The organism is Burkholderia sp. 4NA327C6 (assembly GCF_005502655.1).
GTDB classification, from domain to species: Bacteria; Pseudomonadota; Gammaproteobacteria; order Burkholderiales; family Burkholderiaceae; genus Burkholderia; species Burkholderia contaminans.
The window spans coordinates 1-23,761 of sequence record NZ_SCNZ01000078.1 but is presented as its reverse complement, the minus strand read 5'-3'; the positions used below and the strand labels follow the sequence as shown (position 1 = coordinate 23,761).

The window sequence follows — 23,761 nt, the reverse complement described above, 5'->3', positions numbered from 1 at the left end:
CGAGCATGCGCAGCAACGTGGACTTGCCGCAGCCCGAGCTGCCGAGCAGCGCGAACAGCTCGTTCTTCGCGATCGTCAGGTTCACGTTGTCGACAGCGGTGCTGTCGCCGAATTTCTTCACGACGTTTTCGATGCGTACGAAGGCGTCGTTTTGCGTACGGGCCGCGGGGGCCGGTTGGGTCTGTCGTGCAGCAGCGGAAGAGGGTATCGATTGCATGGGATTCACCATTCGTTCTTCACGGATTGCAGGCGTGAGGGTCTCCGCGCGAGGCGCATGGCGCGACTCGCGGACGACGGCTCGCGCCGGATGGAACAGTGCGCGCGGCGCGCGCGGGCGGACGGAGGTCCGCGGATCTCAGGCGGGCAGGCGATAACAGACGCCTGCGCCGACGGAATTCAGGCGATCAGTGGCCGGTCTTCAGCTGGGCCCACAGACGGTTCTCGAGGCGCAGGATGTCGGCCGGCATCGGCTTCATCAGCACCATCTTCTTCAGCACGTCTTCAGGCGGGTAGACGGTCGGGTCCTGTGCGACGGCCGGCGTGACGAACTGGTGCGCGGCCTTGTTCGCGGTCGGGTAGAACACCGTGTTGGTGATCGCCGCGTTGACCTTCGGATCGGACACGTAGTTGATCCACTTCAGCGCGGCCTCGGGGTGCGGCGCATCCTTCGGGATCACCATCACGTCGAACCACAGCAGGCCGCCTTCCTTCGGGTTCGAGAACTTGATGTCGTACGAACGCTTCGCTTCCGACGAACGGCGGTGCGCGATGCCGACGTCACCCGACCAGCCGAGCGCGACGCACACATCGTTGTTCGCGAGGTCGTTGATGTAGCCGGACGAGTTGAACTGGGTGATGTACGGGCGGACTTTCTTCAGGACTTCGAACGCAGCCTGGTAATCGCCGGGATTCTTGCTGTTCGGATCCTTGCCCATGTATTGCAGCGTGGCGGCGAACACGTCGACGGCCTGGTCGAGGAACGACACGCCGCAGCCTTTCAGCTTTTCCATGTTGGCCGGGTCGAACACGAGCGCCCAGCTGTCGACCGGCGCCTTGTCGCCGAGGGCCTTCTTCACCGCCTGTGCGTTGTAGCCGATGCCGTCCGTGCCGTAGGCCCAGGGCACGCCGTACTGGTTGCCCGGATCGGCGTCCGAGATCATCTTCATCAGCAGCGGGTCGAGGTTCGCGAGGTTCGGCAGCTTCGACTTGTCGAGCTTCTGGTACACGCCGGCCTGGATCTGCTTGGCCATGTAGTTCGACGTCGGCACGACGATGTCGTAGCCCGAACTGCCGGCCAGCAGCTTCGCCTGAAGCGTGTCGTCGCTGTCGTAGTTGTCGTACTTGACGTGGATGCCCGTCTGTTTCTGGAAGTTCGGGATCGTGTCGGGTGCGATGTAGTCGGACCAGTTGTAGACGTTCAGCTCGTCGGCCGCGTGTGCCGTCGGGCTGGCGACCGACGTGAACGCAGCCGCGGCGGCAAGGGCGGCAACGGAACAGGCTTGGCGAAGAATGCAGGCACGCATGGTGGAATTCCCTTGGGTTATGGCGGCGTGCAGCGCCCGCCGCACGCCTGTAGGCAAAAACCGTTACGAAATACCCAGTTGCTGGGCGGTTGCATCGACTGCTTTTTTCGCCTTCGATACGAGTTCATCGATTTCCTGGCGCGAGATCACGAGCGGCGGCGACAGCAGCATCCGGTCGCCGGTCGCGCGCATGATCAGGTTGCCGTTGAAGCAGAAGTCGCGGCAGATCGTGCCGACGTCGCCGCCGTTCGCGAAGCGGCGGCGTTCGGCCGGCGATTCGGCGAGCTGCAGGCTCGCGACGAGGCCGTGGCCGTGCACCTCGCCGACGATCGGGTGACGTGCGAAGGTTTCGCGCATCAGCGCCTGGAAGTACGGGCCCGTGTCGTTCTTCACGCGCTCGACGATCCCTTCGTCGCGCAGCAGCTTCAGGTTCGCGACCGCGACGGCCGCCGCGACCGGGTGGCCCGAGTACGTGAGGCCGTGGTTGAATTCGCCGTTGTCGATGATCGGCCGCGCCACGCGCTCGTGAATGCCGACGGCACCCATCGGCACATAACCCGACGTGAGGCCCTTGGCCATCGTGATGAGATCGGGTTCGAAACCGAAGTGCTGGTGTGCGAACCATTCGCCGGTACGGCCGAAGCCGCCGATCACTTCGTCGGCCACCAGCAGGATGTCGTACTTGCGGCAGATGCGCTGGATTTCCGGCCAGTACGTCGACGGCGGAAAGATCACGCCGCCCGCGCCCTGGAACGGCTCGCCGATGAATGCCGCGACGTTCTCCGCGCCGAGTTCGAGGATCTTCGCTTCGAGCTGTTGTGCGCGCGCCAGGCCGAACGCTTCCGGCGTTTCGCCGGCCGCCGCTTCACCGAAGAAATACGGCTGGTCGATGTGCACGATGTTCTCGACCTTCGACGGCATCTGCTCGTGCATGTAGCCCATTCCGCCGAGCGTGCCGCCCGCGATCGTCGAGCCGTGATAGCCGTTCTTGCGCGAGATCACATACTTCTTCTGCGGCTGGCCCTGCACGCGCCAGTACTGGTGCACGAGGCGCAGCACGGTGTCGTTGCCTTCCGAGCCGCTGTTGCAGTAGAAGAAGTGGTTGAAGCCGGCGGGCGTCACTTCCGCGAGCATCGCGGAGAGTTCGATCACCGGCGGGTGCGTGGTCTTGAAGAACGTGTTGTAGAACGGCAGTTCCTGGATCTGGCGATACGCGGCGTCGGCGAGTTCCTTGCGGCCGTAGCCGACGTTCACGCACCAGAGGCCGGCCATCCCGTCGATCACCTTGTTGCCGTCCGAGTCCCACAGGTAGACGCCGTCGGCCTTCACGATCACGCGGCTGCCCGCACGGTTCAGCGCGCCCATGTCCGAGAACGGGTGGATGTGGTGCGCGGCGTCGAGCGCGCGGTATTCGGCGGTCGTGCGTGCCTGCGTCGCGCGCGGTGCGGCGGCCGTGGCGCTCGGTGCGGCCGGCTGGACCCAGGCTGATTCGTTGCGGTACGTCATGTTTCCTCCGTGATTCCGTATTCGGTCGGGTGCACGCTCAGACGTGCAGCAGCAGATGGCGGCGTTCCCACGAGCTGATCACGCGGAAGAACGCTTCGTATTCGGTTTCCTTCAGCGCGAAATACGCCTTCAGGAACTTGTGGCCGAGGATCTCGCCGAGCGGCTCGCAGGCGGCCATCAGCGTCAGCCCTTCCTCGAGGTTGCGCGGCAGCTGGTACGGCAGCTCGTAGCCGTCGCTGACGAGCGGCTCGGTCGGCTCCAGGCGCTGGGTCATGCCGAGATAGCCGGCGGCGAGCGTCGCGGCGAGTGCGAGGTACGGGTTGCAGTCGACACCCGGAATGCGGTTTTCGATGCGGCGCGCCGACGGGCCCGAGTGCGGGATGCGGAAGCCGACCGTGCGGTTGTCGTAGCCCCACTGCACGTTGATCGGCGCGGCCATGAAGCGCGACAGGCGGCGGTACGAGTTGATGTACGGCGCGAAGATCGGCATCAGCGCCGGCGTGTACTTCTGCAGCCCCGCGAGGTAGTTGTAGAACATCGACGTTGCGCCGCCGGTTTCCTGCGACGTGAACAGGTTCTGGCCCGTTTCCTCGTCGACGATGCTCTGGTGCACGTGCATCGCCGAGCCCGGTTCGTCTTCCATCGGCTTGGCCATGAACGTCGCGTACATGTTGTGACGCAGCGCGGCCTCGCGCACCGTGCGCTTGAACAGGAACACCTGGTCGGCCAGCGACAGCGCGTCGCCGTGCATGAAGTTGATCTCCATCTGCGCCGCGCCGACTTCGTGGATCAGCGTGTCGATGTCGAGGTTCTGCGCTTCGCAGTACTCGTAGATGTCCTCGAACAGCGGGTCGAACTCGTTGACGGCCTCGATCGAATACGACTGGCGGCCCGTTTCGGGGCGGCCCGTGCGGCCGACCGGCGGGCGCAGCGGCAGGTCGGGATCCTTGTTCATGTCGACCAGGTAGAACTCGAGTTCCGGCGCGACGACCGGCTTCCAGCCCTTCGCCTTGTACAGGTCGAGCACGCGGCGCAGCACGTAGCGCGGCGAGATCTCGACCGGCGAGCCGTCGAAGTGCACGCAGTCGTGGATCACCTGCGCGGTCGGGTCGACGGCCCACGGAATCAGGCGGATCGTCGACGTGTCGGGCACGCACACCATGTCGGGGTCGGTCACGCCGGTCAGCGAGCCGTCTTCCGGATATTCGCCGGTGACGGTCTGCACCATCACGGCCTGCGGCAGGCGCATCGATTCGCCGGACGTGAACTTGTTGCGCGGCGTGATCTTGCCGCGCGCGATGCCGGCCATGTCGGGAATGATCGCTTCGACTTCAGTGATCCGGTGCTGCTTCAGAAAATCTTCGATGTCTTGCATGTCTGTTCTCGTTGGTTTGGTCGGCGCTCAGGCGAGCGCGGCGGCGGCCATGGCGCGCGTTCGGGCAGCGCGGCGGGCGCGGCAGGCATCGCCGAAGGCGCGGAAGATCGCGCTCGACAGCGGGTCCTGCGCATGGCGCCATTCCGGGTGCCACTGCACGGCGAGGGCGAAGGCCGGTGCATCGACGACGCTCACGGCTTCGATCAGCCCGTCCGGCGCGACGGCTTCGACGGCGAGGCCGGAGCCGAGCTGGGCGATGCCCTGCTTGTGCAGCGAGTTCACGTGCACTTCGTCGCGGCCGCCGGCGAGCGCGTGCAGCTTGCCGCCGGGCGTCAGGCGCACGACGTGCGCGGGGCCGTACTGCGTATCCATCGGCGCGTCGTCGTCCTCGCGGTGATCGGCGAGGCCCGGCACTTCGTGCACGCGCTGGTGCAGCGTGCCGCCGCAGGCGACGTTCAGCTCCTGGAAGCCGCGGCAGACGGCCAGCACGGGCACGCCCGCGGCGATCGCCGCGCGCAGCAGCGGCAGCGTGGTCGCGTCGCGGGCCGGGTCGTGCTTCGTGCCCGGTGCGCTCGGTTCGCCGCCGTACCGATGCGGCTCGACGTTCGAGTAGCTGCCGGTAAACAGCAGGCCGTCGACCGTGTCGAGTACGTCGTCGGCCGACTGGCGCTCGCCGAGCGCGGGCAGCACCATCGCGAACGCTTGCGCGCCGTCGACGATCGCGGCGACGTACTTGTCGCCGACCGTATGCGACGCGTGTGCGCCGATTTGCGTGTGGTCGGCGGTGATGCCGACGAGGGGTTTCCTTCTATCCATGACGTCAATCAGTTATCCGGAGGGTTGTTGCGTCCTGCTTGCCGGATGTGGCGAAACGCCGGCGTGCAACAGCCCCGCAGCCTTGCGCAAGATGCAAGGCCGCTGGTGAATGGGCGCAACGGGATGGCGTGGCGATCCGCGCTGCGCGCGACGATCAGGCCGTCGTTCGTTTCTTTGCGAGTCGCGACGCGGCAATGCATGCGCGAACGCGTTCCGTCACCGCACGGACAATGCGGTTGGCGAATCAGCAGATGAAACGAACGACGTAAAGAAAGGAGAGGCGCTACGGCAGCAGCGACGCCACTTCGTCGGTGTCGACGGCGACGAATGCGCGTGCGGAAACAGCGTTGTGACGCCGAACGGAACGACGGGACAGGATGGTGTAGATCGACAGGTGAAGCAGGCGAGGACTATGCCAGCCGCAACTGCCGTCGTCGGAAGCGGACGACGCGCTGCGCAAACTTCGCACATCGCCTCGATCCCACCTCACCAGAGGGCCACGGACTCTCACGATTACACTCGACTGGGTTGTTGAAAGTATTGAACACCTGACCGTTTCGACGCGCTGGGCGTTTAAAATAATCAAGGTGCCGGTTACGCGTTATTTACATTGATGGGCATCAATTTTTGCGTTGCAATAACGTTTTTTGCTGCCGATGAACGTTCGATGACGCTAACCTGAGAGCCAGCATATACGAGCCAAAAACGGCGTCAAATGTTTTTTAACGGTGCTGCATCAGGGCTTTCCCGAGCAGTGCGAACAAAAGATTCGCAAAAGGAATACTCGACGGGCTGTTCATTATTTCGAACGCCTTTCAGGGTTTTCCCCGCTGATGCGCGGCATAAAGTGATTAGAATATTCAACGGCTGTCCACCGCGTCGTTTCACTTTGTCATCGCACTTATCGTGTCCGAAACCGAATCGATGTCCACCGAAGTCGCCGAGCGCCTGCGTTTCGTGCGCAACAAGCAGGGCCTGTCGCAGCGCGAACTCGCGAAGCGGGCCGGCGTGACCAACGGCACGATCTCGCTGATCGAACAGGGCCGCGTGAGCCCGTCGGTCGGTTCGCTGAAGAAGCTGCTCGAATGCATCCCGATGAGTCTCGCGGAGTTCTTCACGTTCGAGCTGATCGAGTCGCGCGCTGTCGTGTCGCGTCGCGACGAGATGCCGAACCTCGGCAACGACACGCTCGCGTTTCACCTGGTCGGCGCGAGCATGAAGGACCGCAACATGTGCATCCTGCGCGAGATCTATCAGCCGCAGGCCGATACGGGGCCCGAGATGCTCGTGCACGCGGGGCACGAGGGCGGTGTCGTCGTGTCGGGGCGGCTCGAGCTGACCGTCGACGGCGCAACGTGGCTGCTCGACCCCGGAGACGGCTACTACTTCGAAAGCCGTTTGCCGCACCGTTTTCGCAATCCCAGCGCGGACCTGATCTGCGAGGTCGTCTCGGCCAATTCGCCGGCGACCTTCTGACCTTCCCCCGCGCGTCACTGCATTCGCTGCCGGCCGGCTGCGCGTCATGCGCAGCGGCGTGCCGCATCGCGAATGCCAAAAAACTGAGGCATCCTGATGAACAAGTTGACTTTGGCTGACTGGCAGGACAAGGCGGCGTCGCTCGAGATCGAAGGGCGCGCATTCATCGACGGCGCGTTGCGCGACGCGCACGGCGGCAAGACGTTCGACTGCGTGAGCCCGATCGACGGCCGCGTGCTCGTGAAGGTCGCGGATTGCGGCGAAGCCGACGTGAACGCGGCCGTTGCTGCCGCGCGCCGTGCGTTCGACGCAGGCGTGTGGGCCGGGCTGAACCCGCGTGCGCGCAAGGCCGTGCTGCTGCGCTGGGCCGCGCTGATGCGCGAGCATCTCGACGAGCTGTCGCTGCTCGAAACGCTCGACGCCGGCAAGCCGATCGGCGACACGACGACGGTCGACGTGCCGGGCGCCGCGTATTGCGTCGAATGGTTCGCGGAAGCGATCGACAAGGTCGGTGGCGAGGTTGCGCCGGCCGATCATCATCTCGTCGGTCTCGTCACGCGCGAGCCGGTCGGCGTGGTGGCCGCCGTCGTGCCGTGGAACTTCCCGATCCTGATGGCCGCGTGGAAATTCGGCCCCGCGCTCGCGGCGGGCAACAGCGTCGTGCTGAAGCCGTCGGAGAAATCGCCGCTGACCGCGATCCGTGTCGCGCAGCTCGCGGTCGAGGCCGGCATGCCGGCCGGCGTGTTCAACGTCGTGCCGGGCGCGGGCGAGCCGGGCAAGCTGCTTGCGCTGCATCGCGACGTCGACTGCATCGCGTTCACGGGCTCGACGGCGGTCGGCAAGCTGATCATGCAGTACGCCGCGCAGTCGAACCTGAAGCGCGCGTGGCTCGAACTCGGCGGCAAGTCGCCGAACATCGTGCTGCCCGATTGCCCCGATCTCGACCGCGCGGCGCAGGCGGCTGCCGGCGCGATCTTCTACAACATGGGCGAGATGTGCACGGCGGGTTCGCGGCTGCTCGTGCATCGCGACATCAAGGACGCGTTCATCGAGAAGCTCGTCGCGGCCGCGCGCGCGTACGTGCCCGGCAATCCGCTCGACCCGTCGGTGTCGATGGGCGCGATCGTCGACGGCATCCAGCTCGAGCGGGTGCTCGGCTATATCGAAGCCGGGCGCAGCGAAGGCCGGCTCGTCACGGGCGGTGCGCGCGTGAAGGCGGAAACGGGCGGCTTCTACGTGGAGCCGACGGTGTTCGAGGTGAAGCCCGATGCGAAGATCGCGCGCGAGGAGATCTTCGGGCCCGTGCTGTCGGTGATCGTGTTCGACGACGTCGACGAGGCCGTGCGGATCGCGAACGACACCGAATACGGGCTGGCCGCAGCCGTGTGGACGTCGAACCTGACGACCGCGCACGACGTGTCGCGCCGGCTGCGTGCGGGCACCGTCTGGGTGAACTGCTACGACGAGGGCGGCGACATGAACTTCCCGTTCGGCGGCTACAAGCAGTCGGGCAACGGCCGCGACAAGTCGCTGCACGCGCTCGAGAAATACACCGAGCTGAAGTCGACGCTGATCCGGCTGCGCTGACGCGCAACCGGCCGCGGGCGCAGCGCCGGTCGGCGGCGTGCCCGCGGTTGGCAGTGTGCGGCGTTATGCGGCGCGCAGCGCGGGGTGGAAGCCGGCGGCCTCGATGATCGACTGCACGCGCTCGGCGCCTTGCGCCGATTCGACCTTGACGATCTTCGCCGCGACGTCGATGTCGAGCTTCGCGGCGGGATCGGCGGCCGTCACCGCGCGCGTGATGGCATTGGCGCAGCCGCCGCAGGTCATGTCCTGGACTTCGAATTCCATCGTGTTCTCCTGAGTTGACGATTGACAAGCATCGACAGCGTGAAGCTTGTCACGGTGGGAAGGTCAAGCGTACGCGTGTCGCCTCGCGGCGGCGACAGTATGTTGTAAACGTGAAGTCTGATGAATCGCGATCGATCCTTTGACGTCATTCGGAACTTGTCCCGATTGACGGCGAAGCATGCCGCGCCTTTCGGGGCGGGCGCCTTGCCGGACAAAGCGCGGCGGCGATCCATGAAGCATGATCACCATGTCGCCAGTAAGGGTACGCGAGTTGAAAATGCGAATCGATCTTAATATCGGTTCTCTTCGATATTTCAATTCGTTACCCTCATGAATCGTTTCGCTTTCGGCTTCGCGCTGGCCCTGCTGGGCGCATCGGCAACGTCCGCATTCGCGGCCGACGATGTCGTCAACCTGACCCTGAAGGACCACAAGTTTTCGCCGGACGGCGTGACGATCCCCGCCGGCAAGAAGGTGAAGTTCGTCGTGAAGAACCTCGACGCGACGCCTGCCGAATTCGAGAGCGACGACTTCAAGGCGGAGAAGGTCGTGCCCGCGGGCAAGTCGGTGGAAATCATGGTCGGGCCGCTGAAGGCCGGCACGTACGAATTCCACGACGAGTATCACGAAGCGCAGTCGAAGACGCACCTGACCGTCAAATAAGCCCATATCGCCATGTTGTCTACTGCCCTGATCGTCTTTCGTGAAGTGCTCGAGGCCGCGCTGGTGGTGTCGATCGTGATGGCCGCCACCAAGGGCGTGCCGCGGCGCGGCTGGTGGGTCGGCGGCGGGCTGGTTGGCGGCGTGATCGGCGCCGGCCTGATCGCCGCGTTTGCCGACGTGATTTCGCAGTGGGCGTCCGGCATGGGGCAGGAGGTGTTCAACGCGGGCGTGATGTTCGTCGCGACGCTGATGCTCGCGTGGCACAGCATCTGGATGAGCCGGCACGGCCGCGAGATGGCGATGCAGATGAACGCGGTCGGGCGCGCCGTCGCGGACGGCAGCAAGCCGCTGACGGGGCTGGCGATCGTGGTCGGCGTCGCGGTGCTGCGCGAAGGCTCCGAGGCCGTGCTGTTCCTGTACGGCATCGCGGCGGGCGATCCGGGGCAGACGCCGCAGATGATCGTCGGCGGGCTGCTGGGTGTGCTTGGCGGCGCCGGGCTCGGCTACGGGATGTATGCGGGCCTGCTGCAGATTCCGCTGAAACGCCTGTTCACCGTCACCAACTGGCTGATCGTGCTGCTCGCGGCGGGGATGGCGAGCCAGTGCGTCGGCTTCCTGCTCTCGGCGGGCCTCGTGCCGTCGTGGGGCGATGCGATCTGGGATACGTCGTGGCTGCTCAAGGATTCGAGCCTCGTCGGCAAGGCGCTGCATACGCTGATCGGCTATACCGCGCGCCCGGCGGGCATCCAGATCGTCGCGTATCTCGCGACGCTGGCCACGATCGTCGGGCTGGCGCGGCTGGTCGGCCGGCCGCAGACGGCGATTCGGCCGCCACGGCCCGCGGCTTGAGTTGCACGGGTTCGAACAGGAAAGGGGCGTCCATGACGCCCCTTTTTTTCATGTGCGCACGCCGCGCGTGCTCAGCGGTGGCTGTCGATCCAGGCGCGAGCCCATTCGAGCCCCGCTTCGCGCGCGTCGTCCTCGGTGTCGAACACGCCGAGCACGCCGGATGCCTCGACCAGCTTGTTGTTCTGCGTGATCGTGCCGCTCGCCGCGAAGCGCTCGGGCTGCAGGATCTCGTCCTGCTGCAGGATCGCGTGGCCCCAGATCTGGTAGCCGTGGTAGGTCTGCGCTTCCATTATCGAGTCACCTCCGCGGCGCGGCCGTGCGTGCCGACCTGCAGCACGTTGCCGTCCGGTGTGTATTGACGCGGGATGTTGGAGTAACTCAGTGCGTGCGGCGCATCGGGCGCAGCCGGCTGCATCACCGTCAGGCGTCCCGCTGCGGGCTGCGCAACGGGGCGCGGAGCGGCCGGCGCCTCGGCCGCGGGCGGACGATGCGAATCGGCTTTCACGGCCTGCACGACGCGGCGCTTGTGCGGCTTCGCCGCGGCTTTCGGGGTGGCATTCGCGTGCTTCTCCGCGCTCTTGCCGGCGCGTGCGTCGGCGCCCGTGTGCGTGGCCGGGGTACGGGCTTCCGGCGCGTGGGCTGCCGGCTGCCGCGCCTCGGGCGGATTCCAGACCTCGACGTAATGCTCGGCGGCCCAGCCCGTCGACGCGAACGTCAGCGCCAGCACACCACATCCAATCAGTCTTGCCATTGTCTCTCCGTCTATCTCGCCGGCACGCGGACCGGCGTCCCGCCTTATTCCACCGTCACCGACTTCGCGAGGTTGCGCGGCTTGTCGACGTCGGTGCCGCGTGCGCACGCGGTGTGATACGCAAGCAATTGCAGCGGCACGACGTGCAGGATCGGCGACAGTTGCCCGTAGTGCTCCGGCATCCGGATCACGTGCAGGCCGTCGTCGTTGACGATCTGCGTGTCGGCATCGGCGAACACGTACAGCTCGCCGCCGCGCGCACGCACTTCCTGCATGTTCGACTTCAGCTTCTCGAGCAGCGTGTCGTTCGGCGCGACCGTGACGACCGGCATCGCTTCCGTGACGAGCGCGAGCGGCCCGTGCTTCAGTTCGCCGGCCGGATAGGCCTCGGCGTGGATGTACGAGATTTCCTTCAGCTTCAGCGCGCCTTCGAGCGCGATCGGGTAGTGCAGCCCGCGGCCGAGGAACAGCGCGTTTTCCTTGCGCGCGAATTCCTCCGACCACGCGATGATCTGGGGCTCCAGCGCGAGCACGCTGTTCAGCGCGGCCGGCAGGTGGCGCAGCTGCTTCAGGAATTCCGCTTCCTGCGCGGCATCGACGTGCCCGCGCAGCTTGCCGAGCGTGGCCGCCAGCACGAACAGTGCGACGAGCTGCGTCGTGAACGCCTTCGTCGACGCGACGCCGATCTCGGTGCCCGCGTGCGTCAGGAACTGCATCTCGGTGAGGCGCACCATCGCGCTCGTCGCGACGTTGCAGACCGCGAGCGTGTGCGTGTGGCCGAGCGACTGCGCATGCTTGAGCGCCGCGAGCGTGTCGGCCGTCTCGCCCGACTGCGAGATCACCAGCACGAGCTGGCGCGGGTTCGGCACCGATTCGCGGTAGCGGTACTCGCTGGCGATTTCGACCTGCGTCGGGATCTTCGCGATCGATTCGAGCCAGTATTTCGCGGTCAGGCCCGAGTAGTAGCTCGTTCCGCACGCGAGGATCAGCAGGCTGTCGATGTCTGCGAACGCGGCGGGCGCGGCGTCGCCGAACAGCGTCGCGTCGAATGCGTCCGCCTGCGGCACGGTATCGCTGATCGCGCGCGGCTGCTCGAAGATTTCCTTCTGCATGAAGTGACGATACGGCCCGAGTTCGACCGCTCCGCCGTACGCGCTGACCACGCGGATCTCGCGCTGCGCGGTGGCGCCGTTGCGGTCGACGATCTTCACGCCGTCGAGCGACAGCTCGCACACGTCGCCTTCCTCGAGGAACGTGAAGTGGTCGGTGCTGCCCGCGAGTGCGAGCGCGTCGGACGCGAGGAAGTTCTCGCCGTCGCCGTGGCCGACCACGAGCGGCGAACCCTGGCGCGCACCGACGACGGTGTGCGGCTGGTCCTTGTGGATCACGGCGATCGCATACGCACCGTGCAGCTGGCCGACCGCTTCGCGCACCGCGTCGAACAGGTTGCCGCGATACAGGCTGTGCACGAGGTGGGCGATCACTTCGGTGTCGGTCTGCGACACGAACTCGTAGCCCTTCGCGCGCAGCGCGTCGCGCAGCGATTCGAAGTTCTCGATGATGCCGTTGTGCACGAGCGCGAGCGCATTCGACGAGAAGATCGGGTGCGCGTTGTGCGTGACGGGCGCGCCGTGCGTCGCCCAGCGGGTGTGCGCGACGCCGGTGGTGCCTTCGAGGTGCGATTCGCTCACCTGCGCGTCGAGATCGGCGACGCGCGCGACGCTGCGCGCGCGCTTCGGTGCGTCCGGCTCGAGCACGGCGACGCCGCACGAATCATAGCCACGGTATTCGAGGCGCCGCAAACCTTCGATCAGCACCGGAACGATATTACGCTGCGCAACTGCGCCGACAATGCCGCACATGAAATCTACCTTCCATAGGGAAGCGGGCGCCGTACGGCACCCGCGTGATGTTAAGTTTTCTTCTTGACCGGGCGGACGTAGCCGCTCTTTGCGGTCTGGGTCTTCTCGTTCAACGCGAGCAGGCCGTCGGCCACGTCCTTCCAGATCGTCGTGCCGGCGGCGATCGTCACGCCGCGGCCGACGCGCACGGGCGCGACGAGCTGCGTATCGGAGCCGACGAACACGTCGTCCTCGATCACGGTGCGGAACTTGTTCGCGCCGTCGTAGTTGCAGGTGATCGTGCCCGCGCCGATGTTCACGCGCGCGCCGATGTCGGCGTCGCCGATGTAGGTGAGGTGGTTCGCCTTCGAGCCGTGGCCGATCACCGCGTTCTTCACCTCGACGAAGTTGCCCACGTGCGCTTCGTCCGCGAGCTGCGCGCCGGGGCGCAGCCGCGCGTACGGGCCGATCACGGTGTGCGCGCCCAGCTCGGCGCCGTCGATGTGCGTGAACGTGTCGATGCGTGTGCCCGCGCCGACCGACGCGTTGCGGATCACGCAGTTCGCGCCGATCGTCACGTTGTCGGCGAGCGTCACGTTGCCTTCGAACACGCAGTTCACGTCGATCGACACGTCGCGGCCGCAGCGCAGCGTGCCGCGCACGTCGACGCGCGCCGGATCGGCGAGCGTGACGCCGTCGACGAGCAGTGCGTCGGCGATGTTGCGCTGGTGGATGCGCTCGAGCTCGGCGAGCTGCGCCTTGCTGTTCACGCCGAGCGTTTCCCATTCCTCGTCGGGCTGCGCGGTAACGACGTCGAAACCGGCCTCGATCGCCAGTTCGACGACGTCGGTCAGGTAGTACTCGCCCTGCGCGTTCTCGTTCCTCAGCGCGCCGAGCCACATCGACAGCTGGGCCGTGGGCGTGACGATGATGCCGGTGTTGATCTCGGCGATCTTCAACTGTTCGGGCGACGCGTCCTTCTGTTCGACGATGCGCGTGACGAAGCCGGCCGCGTCGCGCACGATGCGGCCATAGCCGGTCGGATCGTCGAGGGTGACCGTCAGAATCCCGTAACGGCCTTCGCGTGCGGCGTCGACGAGGCGCTGCAAGGTCGACGCGCGCGTGAGCGGCACGTCGCCGTACAGCACGAGCGTCGGTTGCGCGGGATCGAGGAGCGGCAGTGCCTGGCGCACCGCGTGGCCGGTGCCGAGCTGTTCGGCCTGCACCGCGAACTGGACGTCGGGTGCGGCGACGGCGGCCTGGACCTGCTCGGCGCCATGACCGACGACGACGACGAGCCGGGACGGCTGCAGCGTGCGCGCGGTGTCGATGACGTGGGAGAGGAGCGGCCTGCCGGCCAGCGGGTGAAGCACTTTCGGCAGCGCGGAACGCATGCGCTTGCCGGTGCCTGCCGCCAAAATCACGATATTCATGGCGCGCGCTTGGGTCAGAGTTCGAAGCCGTCCATTTTAGCACGCGGCCCTTGTCGCTCCGGGCCTGTCGCAGCGGGGCGACAACGCCGAAACGAGGCCGCCGGCCCCGGTTTCGGCGGGTGTTCGGTCCCTGCTTACAGATCGTCGAACTGGACGATCGAGATCGGTTGGGCGCTACCCGGCGCGGCGCTGTCGTCGCCCGACGCGCACGGCTCCTCGTCGAACGCGATATCGCCCTGCGGATCGGCCTCGCCCGTCGCGCGCAGCGACTGGAACGGGTACAGCGTCGTGTCCATCAGGTGCGACGGCACGACCTTCGCGAGCGCGTTGAACATGTTCTCGACGCGGCCCGGGAAGCGCTTGTCCCATTCGCGGATCAGCGCCTTCATTTCCGCGCGCTTCAGGTTCGGCTGGCTGCCGCACAGGTTGCACGGGATGATCGGGAATTCGCGCAGTTCCGCGTATTTCTCGAGATCGGTTTCCTTCACGTACGCGAGCGGGCGGATCACGATGTTCTTGCCGTCGTCCGACTGCAGCTTCGGCGGCATCCCCTTCAGCTTGCCGCCGTAGAACATGTTGAGCAGCAGCGTCTGCACGATGTCGTCACGATGGTGGCCGAGCGCGATCTTGGTCGCGCCGAGCTCGCCGGCCACGCGGTACAGGATCCCGCGGCGCAGCCGCGAGCACAGCGAGCAGGTCGTCTTGCCCTCGGGCACGAGCCGCTTGACGATGCTGTAGGTGTCCTGGTTCTCGATGTGGAACGGCACGCCGACCTGTTTCAGGTATTCCGGCAGCACGTGCTCGGGGAAGCCCGGCTGCTTCTGGTCGAGGTTCACCGCGACGATGTCGAAATCGATCGGCGCGCGTTCGCGCAGGCGCAGCAGCACGTCGAGCATCGCATAGCTGTCCTTGCCGCCCGACAGGCACACCATCACCTTGTCGCCTTGCTCGATCATGTTGAAGTCGCCGATCGCCTGGCCGACCTGGCGCACGATCCGCTTGAACAGCTTGTTGTTCTCGTACGCGTCCTTCTGCTCGCGACGCGTCAGCGCCGGGCGGCCGGCCGGCGCGGCGGGCGTGTCGAGGGTGGCGGCATCGGCCGTCATGTCATTCATGTGGGGGGCGTTCATGTGCGCTCCTCGTCCTTGATGCGAAAGACTTCGACGCCGACGGCGTCGCAGTCCGGATAAGCGTCCGGTTTCTCGGTACAGACGCGTACCGCGCGCACGGCATCGTGCGCCAGCAGGCGCGCGGCGATCGCGTCGCACAGCGTTTCCTGCAGGTGGATGTGGCCGCGCGCCAGGCATTGCGTGACGCTCTGCTTCATCAGATCGTAGTCGACGATTTCATGCAGCCGGTCGTCGACGGGGGTGGACAGCGCGAGCGGCACGAACAGGTCGATATTGATGACGACGCGCTGCTCGCCGCGCTTCTCGTGTTCGAAGGCACCGATGTTGATGTGCACTTCGTAGTCGCGCAGGTAGAGCCTGCGGCAGTCCGCGAGGCGGGGGTGCAGGAGAGCGGAAAACATGGTCGTCCCAGTCAAATTGGCGTGCGCACACGCAAAGCGGCGCGGGCGGCGGCAGTCAGGCCGCGCGTTCCGCGCAGTTCATTCATTCGGGCCGGCGGCGGGCGGCACGAGGTGCTCGCCGCCGTCGACGGTCAGCGTCGCGCCGGTGACGCCGGGCGCGCTCGCGAGATAGCAGGCGGCTGCCGCGATGTCGTCCGCGTGCGGCGCGTGGCCGCGCACGAGCGCCGCGACCCGCACCTTCGGCGCGAGCGCCAGCGCCAGCGCCGACGTCGCGCGGTTCAGCGCGGCCTGCATCAGCGCGTGCGACATCTGCGCGGGTGCCGGGTGAAACAGGGCCTGATCCAGCACGTGGATCGCGCACGCGCGCAGCGCTTCGTGCTCGCGCGCGGCGTCGGGCGTCGCATCGGCGAGCGCGCGGGCCAGCGCGAGCGGCGCGGTCACGTTGCGCGCGAGGGCGCCGGCGAGCGATGCGCCGTCCACCGTGTGCGCGTCGTCGGCGCCGGCGCTGGCACTCACGAACACCGCGCACGCGGGCCGGCCGAGCGCCGCGCCGCACGCGGCGACGAGTCCGGCGGCGTCGGCCTCCAGGGCCAGATCGGCGTCGAGCACGACCGCGCGGCGGCCCAGCGCCGCGACTTCGGCGACGAGTGCGTCGGCCGCCGCATGCGGCGTGCCGTGGCTGCGCTGCAGCGCGACGTCCCAGCCGCGCCGGGCGAATCCCGTGGCGAGCGCACGACCGATCGACGCGGCGTCGGCTGCGCTGCCCAGGGCACCTGTGACGAGCGCCACGCGCTGGGTCGACGTATCGGCTGAAACGGTCATTTACAATGCCGGGATGAACCCGAAAGCTCACGAACCCGCTAGTTTACCTGCTCCCGGCCCTGACGCGCTCGCGCAGTCCGAAACCCTCGCCGCGCAATTGCGCGACGAGATCGCGGCGGCCGGCGGCTGGCTGCCGTTCGACCGCTTCATGGAGCGCGCGTTGTATGCGCCCGGCCTCGGCTATTACAGCGGCGGCGCGCGCAAGTTCGGGCGCCGTGCCGATGACGGCAGCGACTTCGTCACCGCGCCCGAGCTGTCGCCGCTGTTCGCGCAGACGCTCGCGCAACCGGTCGCGGAAGCGCTCGCGGCGAGCGGCACGCGCAGCGTGATGGAATTCGGCGCCGGCACGGGCAAGCTCGCGGCCGGGTTGCTCGCGGCACTCGACGCGCTGGGCGTCGAACTCGACGCCTACCTGATCGTCGATCTCTCGGGCGAGCTGCGCGAGCGGCAGCGCGACACGATCACGGCCGCCGCCCCGGCGCTCGCCGCGAAGGTGCGCTGGCTCGACGCGCTGCCCGAGCGGTTCGACGGTGTCGTGGTCGGCAACGAGGTGCTCGATGCGATGCCGGTGCGCCTGTTCGCGAAGGCGGGCGGCGCATGGCGCGAGCGCGGTGTTGCGCTCGACGCGCAGCAGGCGTTCGTGTTCGAGGACCGGCCGGCCGCACCGGCCGGCCTGCCGCCGGTGCTCGCGGGCCTGGACGATGCGGCGGACGGCTACGTGACCGAGACGCACGAGGCCGCGCTGGCGTTCACGCGCACCGTCTGTACGATGCTCGGGCGCGGCGCGGTGCTGCTGGTCGACTACGGCTTTCCCGCGCACGAGTACTACCACCCGCAGCGCGACCGCGGCACGCTGATGTGCCACTACCGTCACCACGCGCACGACGACCCGTTCCTGTACCCGGGGCTGCAGGACATCACCGCGCACGTCGAATTCACCGGCATCTACGACGCGGCTGTGGCGACTGGCGCCGATTTGCTCGGTTACACGTCGCAGGCGCGCTTCCTGCTGAACGCGGGCATCACCGACGCGTTGTCCGCGATCGATCCGTCGGACATCCACGCCTTCCTGCCGGCCGCGAACGCGGTGCAGAAGCTGATTTCCGAAGCCGAGATGGGCGAGCTGTTCAAGGTGATCGCGTTCTCGCGCGGCATCGACGGCACGCTCGACGCGTTCGCGCGCGGCGACCGCTCGCACGCCCTCTGACGGGAGCCGACATGCTGCGCTGGCTGATGACGTCGTTCGTCGCGGTGATGATCCTGACGCGCTGCTGGCCGTGGCTCGGCAAGCTCGGCATCGGGCGGATGCCGGGCGACGTCACGCTGACGCTCGGCGGGCGGCGCTACCCGTTCCCGTTCATGTCGACGCTGGTGCTGACGATGCTGCTGTCGATGGTGGCGCGGCTGCTCTGAGCCGCGCCTGAATGGCGGCGTGTTACAGCTCGATTTCGCCGAGGATCCGGTGCGCGAGCGCCTTCGCCTCGTCGAACGCTTCCTCCTCGCTGGGGCTCGTCGAGTGGACGTCGTAGCGCGTGTTCTCGGTGTCGTCCCCGTCGTCCCGCGCGAGGATCACGTAACCCTGGAACTGCCCGTTGCCCACTTGCTGGGTATGCGCCTTGGCCGTGTAGATGCCCTTCGTGAACGTGTTGGTGTCCATCGTGCTCTCCCGCAAAAGGACACTTCATCGTAGCACTGCGGCGCAGCATGTACAGCGCCGCTTATCGGTGACCGAACGGGGTCCGGTCGCCCTCCGTCCCGTCATCGTTCGATCAGTGCGACGACCTCGTCGAGCGTCGGCGCGTGCGCGCCCGTATGGCGGCACGCCGCGGCGCCCGCCGCCAGCGCGAACACGAGATGCTCGCGCCACGATCGCTGCGGCGCGGCCATCAGGCTGAACAGCATGCCGCCGATCGACGCGTCGCCCGCGCCGACGGTGTCGGCCACCTCGACGCGCGGCGGGCTGGCTTCATGCACGTCGCCGTCCGCGTAGAGCGTCGCCGCCTGTGCGCCGCGCGTGACGAGCACCGCCGCGCGCGGGTTCAGCGCGCGCACCGCGCCAATCGCGTCGGGGCCGTCGCCGCCGAACAGGTGCCGCAGGTCCTCGTCGGACACCTTGATCAGGTCGGCGAGCGCGGCCATCTTTTCGAGCGTCGGCCGGAACGCGGCCGTCATCAGGTTCCGGACGTTCGGGTCGAAGCTGATCTTCACGCCGCGCGCGTGCAGGTCGGCCGCGAGCGCGGCCAGCGTGCCCGCGAGCGGTTCGCGCACGAGGCTGATGCAGCCGAAATGCGCCCATTGCACGTGGTCGGTCCAGCCGGCCGGCAGTCGCGCCGGATCGAACGCGAGATCCGCGCTCGCTTCGCCGATGAAGAAGTACGCGGGCGGGCGGGTCTCGTGGACGATCGCGAGCAGCGGCGGCCGCGCGACGCGCTGCAGGAAGCGCAGGTCGAGCCCCGCCGCTTCGCTCGTGCGCCACAGCACGTCGGAGAAGCAGTCTTCGCCGATCGAGCCCGCGAGCGCGCTCGGCACGCCGAGCCGCGCAACCGCGCGCGCGACGTTCCAGCCGGCGCCGCCCGGCACCGAGGTCCATTGCGCGTCACCCGCGCGCACCATGTCGGTGAGGATGTCGCCCGCCGACACGAAAGCCGGAAACGTGCCGCCGCTCATTGCGTCGGCTCGCTGCGCTGCGCACGCGCGAGGGTCGCGAGCACGTCGTAGCACGCGCCCATCGTGTGATAGTCGGTCTTGCCGGCCGGGCTCTTCTCGTCGCTGTACTTGCGGTTGTCGCAGGTGAGGATGCGGTACCACGCGCCGTAGCGGTGATCGACGAAGTGCGCCCAGCTGTAGCGCCAGATCTCGTCGTACCAGTCCCAGAAGCGTTCGCTGCCGGTGCGCGCGCCGAGCATCGCGGCGGCCGCGAAGGTTTCCGCCTGCACCCAGAAATACTTGTTGTGGTCGCAGATCGTGAAGTCGGGGCCGAAGCCGTAACACAGGCCGCCGTGATCGGTGTCCCACGCGTGCGTGAGCGCGGCGTCGAACAGCTCGGCCGCGCGCGGCACGAGCCAGTCGAGCGGGCGGTGCCGCTCGAGGATCAGCAGCAGCTTCGCCCATTCGGTCTGGTGCCCGGGCTGGAAGCCCCACGGACGGAAGATGTTCGAGCTGTCTTCCTTGTTGTAGTCCCAGTCGACCGACCAGTCCGCATGGTAGTGCTCCCACACGAGCCCGCCCGACAGCGCGGCCTGGCGCTGCGTCACGTGGGACGCGAGCTTTTCCGCGCGATCGAGGTACGTGAGGTGGCCGGTCGCCTCGTACGCGGCGAGCAGTGCCTCCGTCATGTGCATGTTCGCGTTCTGGCCGCGGTACGACGACACGACCCAGTTCGGCGTCGCGTCGTCCGCATAGAGGCCCGCGGCCGCATCCCAGAAACGGTGCTCGGCGAGCTCGAAGGTGGCCGCGATCAGCGGGCGGGCCTCGTCGATGCCGGCCATCGTCGCGTGCGCGGCCGCGAGCAGCACGAACGCGAGCCCGTAGCAGTGGCGCGTGCCGTCGAGGGTCGAGCGCTTCGCGCCGTCGCGCCAGTCGAGTTCCCAGTCGTAGCCCTGCCGTTCGTCGTCCCAGTGCGCTTCGCGCAGGAAGCGCAGCCCGTGGCGCGCGTATTCCAGGTGGCGCGGATCGCCGAAATGCCGGTACGCCATCGCGTAGTTGAAGACGAACCGGCAACTGCTGACGAGGTGGCGCGACGTGCGGTTGTAGATGCTGCCGTCGTCGCGGAAGTAGTGGTAGAAGCCGCCCGTCGGGTCGAATGCGTTCGTGGCGTAGAAGCGCAGCGTGTCCTCGATGTGCGACAGCAGGAACGACGGGTCGCGAAAGCTCGCGACGAACGGCGCGGCTTGCGTGTGGGCGGCCGGCGCGGCCGTGCAGGGTTGGACCGGGGGCATGTTCATGATTCGGTGACCGTGGCGGTATCGAGTGCCGGGGAGCCGGCGGGCTGGCTGCTGGCCCGCACGATCAGCTCGACGGGCAGGGAAATCTCGGTGCGCTCGGGCGCTTCCGCGAGCAGCAGCTCGACGCCGCGGCGGCCGAGCGCCTCCTTGTCGACCGCGAGCGTCGTGAGCGGCGGGCTCGCGTGCGCGGCAGCGGGGATGTTGTCGAAGCCGACGATCGCGATGTCGTCGGGAATGCGCAGCCCGCGCGCGGTGCACACGCGCTGCGCGGCGAGCGCGGCCGCGTCGTTGTACGCGAAGACGGCTTCCGGGCGCGGGCCCGGCGCGTCGAGCAACTGCTCCATCGCCCGCGCGGCGCCGGTGTCGGGATCGAGCCCCGCATCGATCGTCACTTCGTACGCGGGATCGAACAGCCGCCCGGCCTCGAAGAACGCGCGCCGGTAGCCGATCGCGCGCTGAGCGATGCTGTAGTGCGCGGGCGAGCCGCCGATGAACGCGATCCGCGTGCGGCCGGTGGCGAGCAGGTGGCGCATCGCGAGCGCCGCGCCCGTCGCGTTGTCGATGTTCACCGAGCGCAGCCCGGGCGCCCACAGGTCGATCAGCACGAGCGGGCGGCCGGTCGCGGCGAGCGCCTCGATCGTCTCGGGCTCGATGAAGCCGGCCACCGCGATCGCGTCGGGCGCGTGCGGGCGCATCTGGCGCAGCACGTCGTCGTTCGGCCCGACCGTGAGCAGCGTCGGCACGATGCCACGCTCGCGGCACGCGTCCTCGACGCCGTGCAGCACGTGCGAGAAGAACGGGCTGGCCGGAAAGCGGTTGTGCTGGCGATGCAGCAGGAAGGTGAGCCGGCGGATGCGCGGCCGCAGTTGCGCGGGATCGTAGCCGAGCCGCTGCGCGATCTCGACGATGCGCGCACGCGTGGCTTCGGAGAGGCCCGGCTGGTTTTTCAGCGCGCGGGAGACGGTGCCGATCGAGACCTCTGCCGCCCGCGCCACATCGCGAATGGTCGTACCCATCGTTCGGGGTCCGGTTTGTTTAGGGTGAAAGCGATTGTATAGTAAAACGTATTGCGGAATTCGGGCCGGATAGCCGGGGAATACCCGCAAATTCCCGGGTTTTAAGCGCTAATCTGCGAAAACGCCGTTACTAAAAATACTAAACAAAACGCGAAAAAGGCAAGGTGGACATGCGCGCGCCTCGCGAGCGGGAAACGGGCGGCAAGCGGGCTGGCTTCATGCGTTCGCTGGGCGGTGCCCCGATCGCCTCCGCGGGCCACCGCGAAGCCGGTGTGCAACTAACGGTCCGGTTGGCTGGCGGGTGAATGACCGCCATCGCCGCGCCGGGCGCCGCCGTGTCTGCAAGCGGTCGTCGCCCGCCGTTCAGCGGATTGCCACGGCCGGCGGCTCGCCGCGATGGCGCAGCGCGGCGCGGCCCGCGTCGAGGTCGACGACCGCGAGCCCGTCCGGCTGCTGTTTCGCCCGCCGCTTCGCGAGCGCGGCGACCGACGCGATCTCGTCGCTGCCGTAGCGCTTCGCGCCGTGCGCGCCGGGCGCCACGCCGACCGCGCCGATCGCCATCGTCACGAAGCCGAAGAACGCCGGGTTGCCGTGGCGGTCCTCGCCGTGCAGCCCGCCCGCTTGCCGGTCGGCCTGCGTGTAAAAGAGCTGCGCGCCCTCGTTGAAGCGGGCGATCGCGTCGGCGGCGCGTTCGCGCCAGTCGTCGCGCTGGAACAGCACGAGGAAATCGTCGCCGCCGACGTGCCCGAGAAAGTCGCGCTGCGGGTCGCACACGCCGGCCAGCACCGTCGCCGCAAACTTCAGCACCTCGTCGCCCTGCCAGTAGCCGTACTGGTCGTTGAACGGCTTGAACTGGTTCAGGTCGACGTAGCACGCATGAAAACCGGCGTCGCGCTGGAGCAGCCGGTCGATGTGCGCGCTGATCGGGATGTTGCCGGGCAGGAACGTCAGCGGATTCGCGTAGCGCGCGGCCTCGATCCGCATCTCGGTCACCGCGCGCACCAGGCTCTCGCCGGTGCCGAGCCCGACGTAGCGGCCGTGCTCGGTGATCACGAAGCCGTCCGCGAGATAGCGCTGGTCGTGGCTCGCGAGCAGCATCGCGAGCTGCTCGAAGGTCGTCGCGTTGTCGATCATCAGCGGCGCATCGTTCGCGAACTGCAGGCATGGCTTCTTTCCGAACACCTCGCGGTGGTACGGCAGTGCGAAGCGGTCGATGAAGCCGCGGCGATTCACGAGCGCGACGGGCCGCCCGCGTTCGACGAGCGCGACCGCATGCAGGTCGGGCATCCGGTTGAACAGGTCGAGCACGTCGTTGCTGGTCGCGTCGCGCGGCAATGCCGGCGCCGGCACGAGCATCTTTCCGGCGATCGTGCCGGCCGGCCGCACCGAGCGCGTCGCGCCGGGAAACACCGCGATGTGCGGCGCGCGGATCGCATCGCGCGCTGCCGGCGCGACGACCCGCGACGGCTGCGCGTTGGGCCGGCCGAGCAGGAAGCCCTGCACGCAGCAGATGCCCATGTCGCGCACGACGATCAGGTCGCATTCGTTCTCGATGCCTTCCGCGATCAGTTTCGCGCCGCTCGCCTGCGCGAAGTGCTGCATCGCCTTCACGGCTTCGAACTTCAGCGGGTCGCGCGCGATGTCGTGGATGAAGAAGCGGTCGATCTTCACGACGTCCGGATTCAGGCGCAGCCACAGGTTCATGCTCGCGTTCGCGGTGCCGTAGTCGTCGAGCGCGAACTGGATGCCGGCGTCGCGCAGCGACGCGACGGCCGGCCCGATCTGGGCGACATCGGGAATCGCATTCTGCTCGGTCAGCTCGATCACGATGCGCTCGGCGCCGATCCGCGCGCGCACGAGGAGCTGGCGCGCACGCTCGCGTTCGCTCGCGAGCTTCAGGATCGTCCCGGCGCTGAAGTTGAGGAACAGCTTGCCGTCGCAGCCGAGCGCCGCGAACGCGTCGAGGCAGGTGAGCGCGGCCGCCTGTTCGAGCGCGATCGTTTCGCCTTCGCGCGCGGCCTGCGCGAACAGCGCGGCGGGCGGCTCGAGGTCCGTGCCGTGCGGGCCGCGTATCAGGCCCTCGTAGCCCACGACCGTCCCCGACCCGAGATCGACGATCGGCTGGAAGACGGCGGCGAGCGCGCGATCCGCGATCAGGCGCGTGATGCTGACGGCAGCGGAGTCGGGGTGGGGCGCGGGCATGGGCGAGGGCAGCCGAATCGACAGGACGCCCGACTTAACGGCATCGCCCGCGGAGAATTGAATGAAGATTTCGTGACGCGATGGGCGCTGATGGTGCATCGCGCTTGGAATGGCGGTGCGGCGCGAAGGGCGGGAAGGCGGGAAAGCGGGAAGGCGGGAAGG

General features: G+C 67.6%; 25 protein-coding genes. 6 read left to right on the top strand and 19 right to left on the bottom strand.

Annotated features, from left to right (window positions below; genetic code table 11):
* The 6 genes from FFS49_RS39765 to FFS49_RS42825 all read right to left on the bottom strand — a co-directional run.
* A partial coding sequence (locus FFS49_RS39765) for an ATP-binding cassette domain-containing protein (protein WP_137951062.1) occupies positions 1 to 217 on the bottom strand: 217 nt, incomplete at its 3' end.
* A 187-nt stretch (positions 218 to 404) separates the two neighbouring features.
* Positions 405 to 1,523, bottom strand: coding sequence for a polyamine ABC transporter substrate-binding protein (locus FFS49_RS39760; protein ID WP_039355331.1), 1,119 nt, complete (start codon positions 1,521 to 1,523; stop codon positions 405 to 407).
* A gap of 63 nt (positions 1,524 to 1,586) precedes the next feature.
* Positions 1,587 to 3,029, bottom strand: coding sequence for an aspartate aminotransferase family protein (locus tag FFS49_RS39755; RefSeq protein ID WP_039355333.1), 1,443 nt, complete (start codon positions 3,027 to 3,029; stop codon positions 1,587 to 1,589).
* 37 nt (positions 3,030 to 3,066) lie between these two features.
* Entirely contained in the window at positions 3,067 to 4,404 is a 1,338-nt protein-coding gene (locus FFS49_RS39750; RefSeq protein ID WP_039355335.1) for a glutamine synthetase family protein, read from the bottom strand.
* 27 nt (positions 4,405 to 4,431) lie between these two features.
* Positions 4,432 to 5,220 (bottom strand): gamma-glutamyl-gamma-aminobutyrate hydrolase family protein, encoded by a 789-nt coding sequence (locus FFS49_RS39745; protein WP_039355337.1) that lies wholly within the window; start codon positions 5,218 to 5,220, stop codon positions 4,432 to 4,434.
* A 283-nt stretch (positions 5,221 to 5,503) separates the two neighbouring features.
* Positions 5,504 to 5,689: a hypothetical protein gene (locus FFS49_RS42825; protein ID WP_039355339.1), complete on the bottom strand. Its 186-nt coding sequence runs from the start codon at positions 5,687 to 5,689 to the stop codon at positions 5,504 to 5,506.
* A gap of 455 nt (positions 5,690 to 6,144) precedes the next feature.
* On the opposite strand from FFS49_RS42825, the gene FFS49_RS39735 reads away from it, so the two are divergent.
* Entirely contained in the window at positions 6,145 to 6,696 is a 552-nt protein-coding gene (locus tag FFS49_RS39735) for a cupin domain-containing protein (protein WP_039355404.1), read from the top strand.
* A gap of 96 nt (positions 6,697 to 6,792) precedes the next feature.
* A complete protein-coding gene (locus tag FFS49_RS39730) occupies positions 6,793 to 8,283 on the top strand; it encodes an aldehyde dehydrogenase (protein ID WP_039355341.1) in 1,491 nt (496 codons plus the stop codon).
* Between the two features lie 63 nt (positions 8,284 to 8,346).
* Here the strand turns inward: FFS49_RS39730 and FFS49_RS39725 are convergent, their stop codons facing one another.
* A complete protein-coding gene (locus FFS49_RS39725) occupies positions 8,347 to 8,547 on the bottom strand; it encodes a heavy-metal-associated domain-containing protein (protein WP_011353438.1) in 201 nt (66 codons plus the stop codon).
* Positions 8,548 to 8,877: 330 nt separating this feature from the next.
* Between FFS49_RS39725 and FFS49_RS39720 the strand changes: the two genes are divergently transcribed.
* Entirely contained in the window at positions 8,878 to 9,210 is a 333-nt protein-coding gene (locus FFS49_RS39720; RefSeq protein WP_039355343.1) for a cupredoxin domain-containing protein, read from the top strand.
* Between the two features lie 12 nt (positions 9,211 to 9,222).
* Positions 9,223 to 10,059 carry an FTR1 family protein gene (locus FFS49_RS39715; protein ID WP_039355345.1) on the top strand — a complete coding sequence of 279 codons (837 nt, stop codon included), beginning with the start codon at positions 9,223 to 9,225 and terminating at the stop codon, positions 10,057 to 10,059.
* Positions 10,060 to 10,130: 71 nt separating this feature from the next.
* On the opposite strand, the gene FFS49_RS39710 is transcribed toward FFS49_RS39715, so the two are convergent.
* From FFS49_RS39710 to FFS49_RS39680, 7 genes are all read right to left on the bottom strand, one after another.
* A complete protein-coding gene (locus FFS49_RS39710; RefSeq protein ID WP_021162109.1) occupies positions 10,131 to 10,349 on the bottom strand; it encodes a hypothetical protein in 219 nt (72 codons plus the stop codon).
* Positions 10,349 to 10,810, bottom strand: a complete 462-nt coding sequence (locus FFS49_RS39705; protein WP_105817588.1) for a hypothetical protein — start codon at positions 10,808 to 10,810, stop codon at positions 10,349 to 10,351. Before FFS49_RS39705 ends, FFS49_RS39710 begins: the two co-directional genes overlap by 1 nt.
* 44 nt (positions 10,811 to 10,854) lie before the next feature.
* Positions 10,855 to 12,672, bottom strand: a complete 1,818-nt coding sequence (gene glmS, locus FFS49_RS39700; protein WP_071335205.1) for a glutamine--fructose-6-phosphate transaminase (isomerizing) — start codon at positions 12,670 to 12,672, stop codon at positions 10,855 to 10,857.
* Between the two features lie 50 nt (positions 12,673 to 12,722).
* Positions 12,723 to 14,084 (bottom strand): bifunctional UDP-N-acetylglucosamine diphosphorylase/glucosamine-1-phosphate N-acetyltransferase GlmU, encoded by a 1,362-nt coding sequence (gene glmU, locus FFS49_RS39695; RefSeq protein ID WP_105817587.1) that lies wholly within the window; start codon positions 14,082 to 14,084, stop codon positions 12,723 to 12,725.
* Positions 14,085 to 14,218: 134 nt separating this feature from the next.
* Positions 14,219 to 15,214, bottom strand: a complete 996-nt coding sequence (gene ttcA, locus FFS49_RS39690) for a tRNA 2-thiocytidine(32) synthetase TtcA (RefSeq protein ID WP_105817586.1) — start codon at positions 15,212 to 15,214, stop codon at positions 14,219 to 14,221.
* Positions 15,211 to 15,615, bottom strand: a complete 405-nt coding sequence (locus tag FFS49_RS39685; RefSeq protein WP_039355357.1) for a dihydroneopterin aldolase — start codon at positions 15,613 to 15,615, stop codon at positions 15,211 to 15,213. Before FFS49_RS39685 ends, ttcA begins: the two co-directional genes overlap by 4 nt.
* A gap of 78 nt (positions 15,616 to 15,693) precedes the next feature.
* The gene (locus tag FFS49_RS39680; protein ID WP_047852306.1) at positions 15,694 to 16,437 is read right to left on the bottom strand and encodes an SDR family oxidoreductase; all 744 of its coding nucleotides are present in this window, start codon (positions 16,435 to 16,437) and stop codon (positions 15,694 to 15,696) included.
* 13 nt (positions 16,438 to 16,450) lie between these two features.
* Here FFS49_RS39680 and FFS49_RS39675 point away from each other — a divergent pair, with 13 nt between their 5' ends.
* A complete protein-coding gene (locus FFS49_RS39675) occupies positions 16,451 to 17,644 on the top strand; it encodes an SAM-dependent methyltransferase (protein ID WP_105817589.1) in 1,194 nt (397 codons plus the stop codon).
* Positions 17,645 to 17,655: 11 nt separating this feature from the next.
* Positions 17,656 to 17,850, top strand: a complete 195-nt coding sequence (locus FFS49_RS39670; protein WP_039355363.1) for a DUF2905 domain-containing protein — start codon at positions 17,656 to 17,658, stop codon at positions 17,848 to 17,850.
* A 22-nt stretch (positions 17,851 to 17,872) separates the two neighbouring features.
* Here the strand turns inward: FFS49_RS39670 and FFS49_RS39665 are convergent, their stop codons facing one another.
* The 5 genes from FFS49_RS39665 to FFS49_RS39645 form a co-directional block, all read right to left on the bottom strand.
* Complete coding sequence (locus tag FFS49_RS39665) at positions 17,873 to 18,094, bottom strand: hypothetical protein (RefSeq protein ID WP_039355365.1); 222 nt, start codon at positions 18,092 to 18,094, stop codon at positions 17,873 to 17,875.
* A 101-nt stretch (positions 18,095 to 18,195) separates the two neighbouring features.
* Positions 18,196 to 19,104, bottom strand: a complete 909-nt coding sequence (locus tag FFS49_RS39660) for a carbohydrate kinase (protein WP_105817585.1) — start codon at positions 19,102 to 19,104, stop codon at positions 18,196 to 18,198.
* Positions 19,101 to 20,381, bottom strand: a complete 1,281-nt coding sequence (locus FFS49_RS39655) for an AGE family epimerase/isomerase (protein ID WP_071335200.1) — start codon at positions 20,379 to 20,381, stop codon at positions 19,101 to 19,103. The genes FFS49_RS39660 and FFS49_RS39655 overlap by 4 nt, the downstream gene beginning before the upstream one ends.
* On the bottom strand, positions 20,378 to 21,397 hold the full coding sequence (locus FFS49_RS39650) for a LacI family DNA-binding transcriptional regulator (protein ID WP_039355370.1): 1,020 nt from the start codon (positions 21,395 to 21,397) through the stop codon (positions 20,378 to 20,380). Before FFS49_RS39650 ends, FFS49_RS39655 begins: the two co-directional genes overlap by 4 nt.
* Positions 21,398 to 21,760: 363 nt before the next feature.
* Positions 21,761 to 23,599: a phosphodiesterase gene (locus tag FFS49_RS39645; RefSeq protein ID WP_046196342.1), complete on the bottom strand. Its 1,839-nt coding sequence runs from the start codon at positions 23,597 to 23,599 to the stop codon at positions 21,761 to 21,763.
* Positions 23,600 to 23,761 lie beyond the last annotated feature (162 nt).

Coding starts and splice junctions, on each gene's coding strand:
- FFS49_RS39760 (WP_039355331.1), bottom strand. CDS start 1,523: ATGCGTGCCTGCATTCTTCGCCAAGCCTGTTCCGTTGCCGCCCTTGCC.
- FFS49_RS39755 (WP_039355333.1), bottom strand. CDS start 3,029: ATGACGTACCGCAACGAATCAGCCTGGGTCCAGCCGGCCGCACCGAGC.
- FFS49_RS39750 (WP_039355335.1), bottom strand. CDS start 4,404: ATGCAAGACATCGAAGATTTTCTGAAGCAGCACCGGATCACTGAAGTC.
- FFS49_RS39745 (WP_039355337.1), bottom strand. CDS start 5,220: ATGGATAGAAGGAAACCCCTCGTCGGCATCACCGCCGACCACACGCAA.
- FFS49_RS39735 (WP_039355404.1), top strand. CDS start 6,145: ATGTCCACCGAAGTCGCCGAGCGCCTGCGTTTCGTGCGCAACAAGCAG.
- FFS49_RS39730 (WP_039355341.1), top strand. CDS start 6,793: ATGAACAAGTTGACTTTGGCTGACTGGCAGGACAAGGCGGCGTCGCTC.
- FFS49_RS39725 (WP_011353438.1), bottom strand. CDS start 8,547: ATGGAATTCGAAGTCCAGGACATGACCTGCGGCGGCTGCGCCAATGCC.
- FFS49_RS39720 (WP_039355343.1), top strand. CDS start 8,878: ATGAATCGTTTCGCTTTCGGCTTCGCGCTGGCCCTGCTGGGCGCATCG.
- FFS49_RS39715 (WP_039355345.1), top strand. CDS start 9,223: ATGTTGTCTACTGCCCTGATCGTCTTTCGTGAAGTGCTCGAGGCCGCG.
- FFS49_RS39710 (WP_021162109.1), bottom strand. CDS start 10,349: ATGGAAGCGCAGACCTACCACGGCTACCAGATCTGGGGCCACGCGATC.
- FFS49_RS39705 (WP_105817588.1), bottom strand. CDS start 10,810: ATGGCAAGACTGATTGGATGTGGTGTGCTGGCGCTGACGTTCGCGTCG.
- glmS (WP_071335205.1), bottom strand. CDS start 12,672: ATGTGCGGCATTGTCGGCGCAGTTGCGCAGCGTAATATCGTTCCGGTG.
- glmU (WP_105817587.1), bottom strand. CDS start 14,084: ATGAATATCGTGATTTTGGCGGCAGGCACCGGCAAGCGCATGCGTTCC.
- ttcA (WP_105817586.1), bottom strand. CDS start 15,214: ATGAACGCCCCCCACATGAATGACATGACGGCCGATGCCGCCACCCTC.
- FFS49_RS39685 (WP_039355357.1), bottom strand. CDS start 15,615: ATGTTTTCCGCTCTCCTGCACCCCCGCCTCGCGGACTGCCGCAGGCTC.
- FFS49_RS39680 (WP_047852306.1), bottom strand. CDS start 16,437: ATGACCGTTTCAGCCGATACGTCGACCCAGCGCGTGGCGCTCGTCACA.
- FFS49_RS39675 (WP_105817589.1), top strand. CDS start 16,451: ATGAACCCGAAAGCTCACGAACCCGCTAGTTTACCTGCTCCCGGCCCT.
- FFS49_RS39670 (WP_039355363.1), top strand. CDS start 17,656: ATGCTGCGCTGGCTGATGACGTCGTTCGTCGCGGTGATGATCCTGACG.
- FFS49_RS39665 (WP_039355365.1), bottom strand. CDS start 18,094: ATGGACACCAACACGTTCACGAAGGGCATCTACACGGCCAAGGCGCAT.
- FFS49_RS39660 (WP_105817585.1), bottom strand. CDS start 19,104: ATGAGCGGCGGCACGTTTCCGGCTTTCGTGTCGGCGGGCGACATCCTC.
- FFS49_RS39655 (WP_071335200.1), bottom strand. CDS start 20,381: ATGAACATGCCCCCGGTCCAACCCTGCACGGCCGCGCCGGCCGCCCAC.
- FFS49_RS39650 (WP_039355370.1), bottom strand. CDS start 21,397: ATGGGTACGACCATTCGCGATGTGGCGCGGGCGGCAGAGGTCTCGATC.
- FFS49_RS39645 (WP_046196342.1), bottom strand. CDS start 23,599: ATGCCCGCGCCCCACCCCGACTCCGCTGCCGTCAGCATCACGCGCCTG.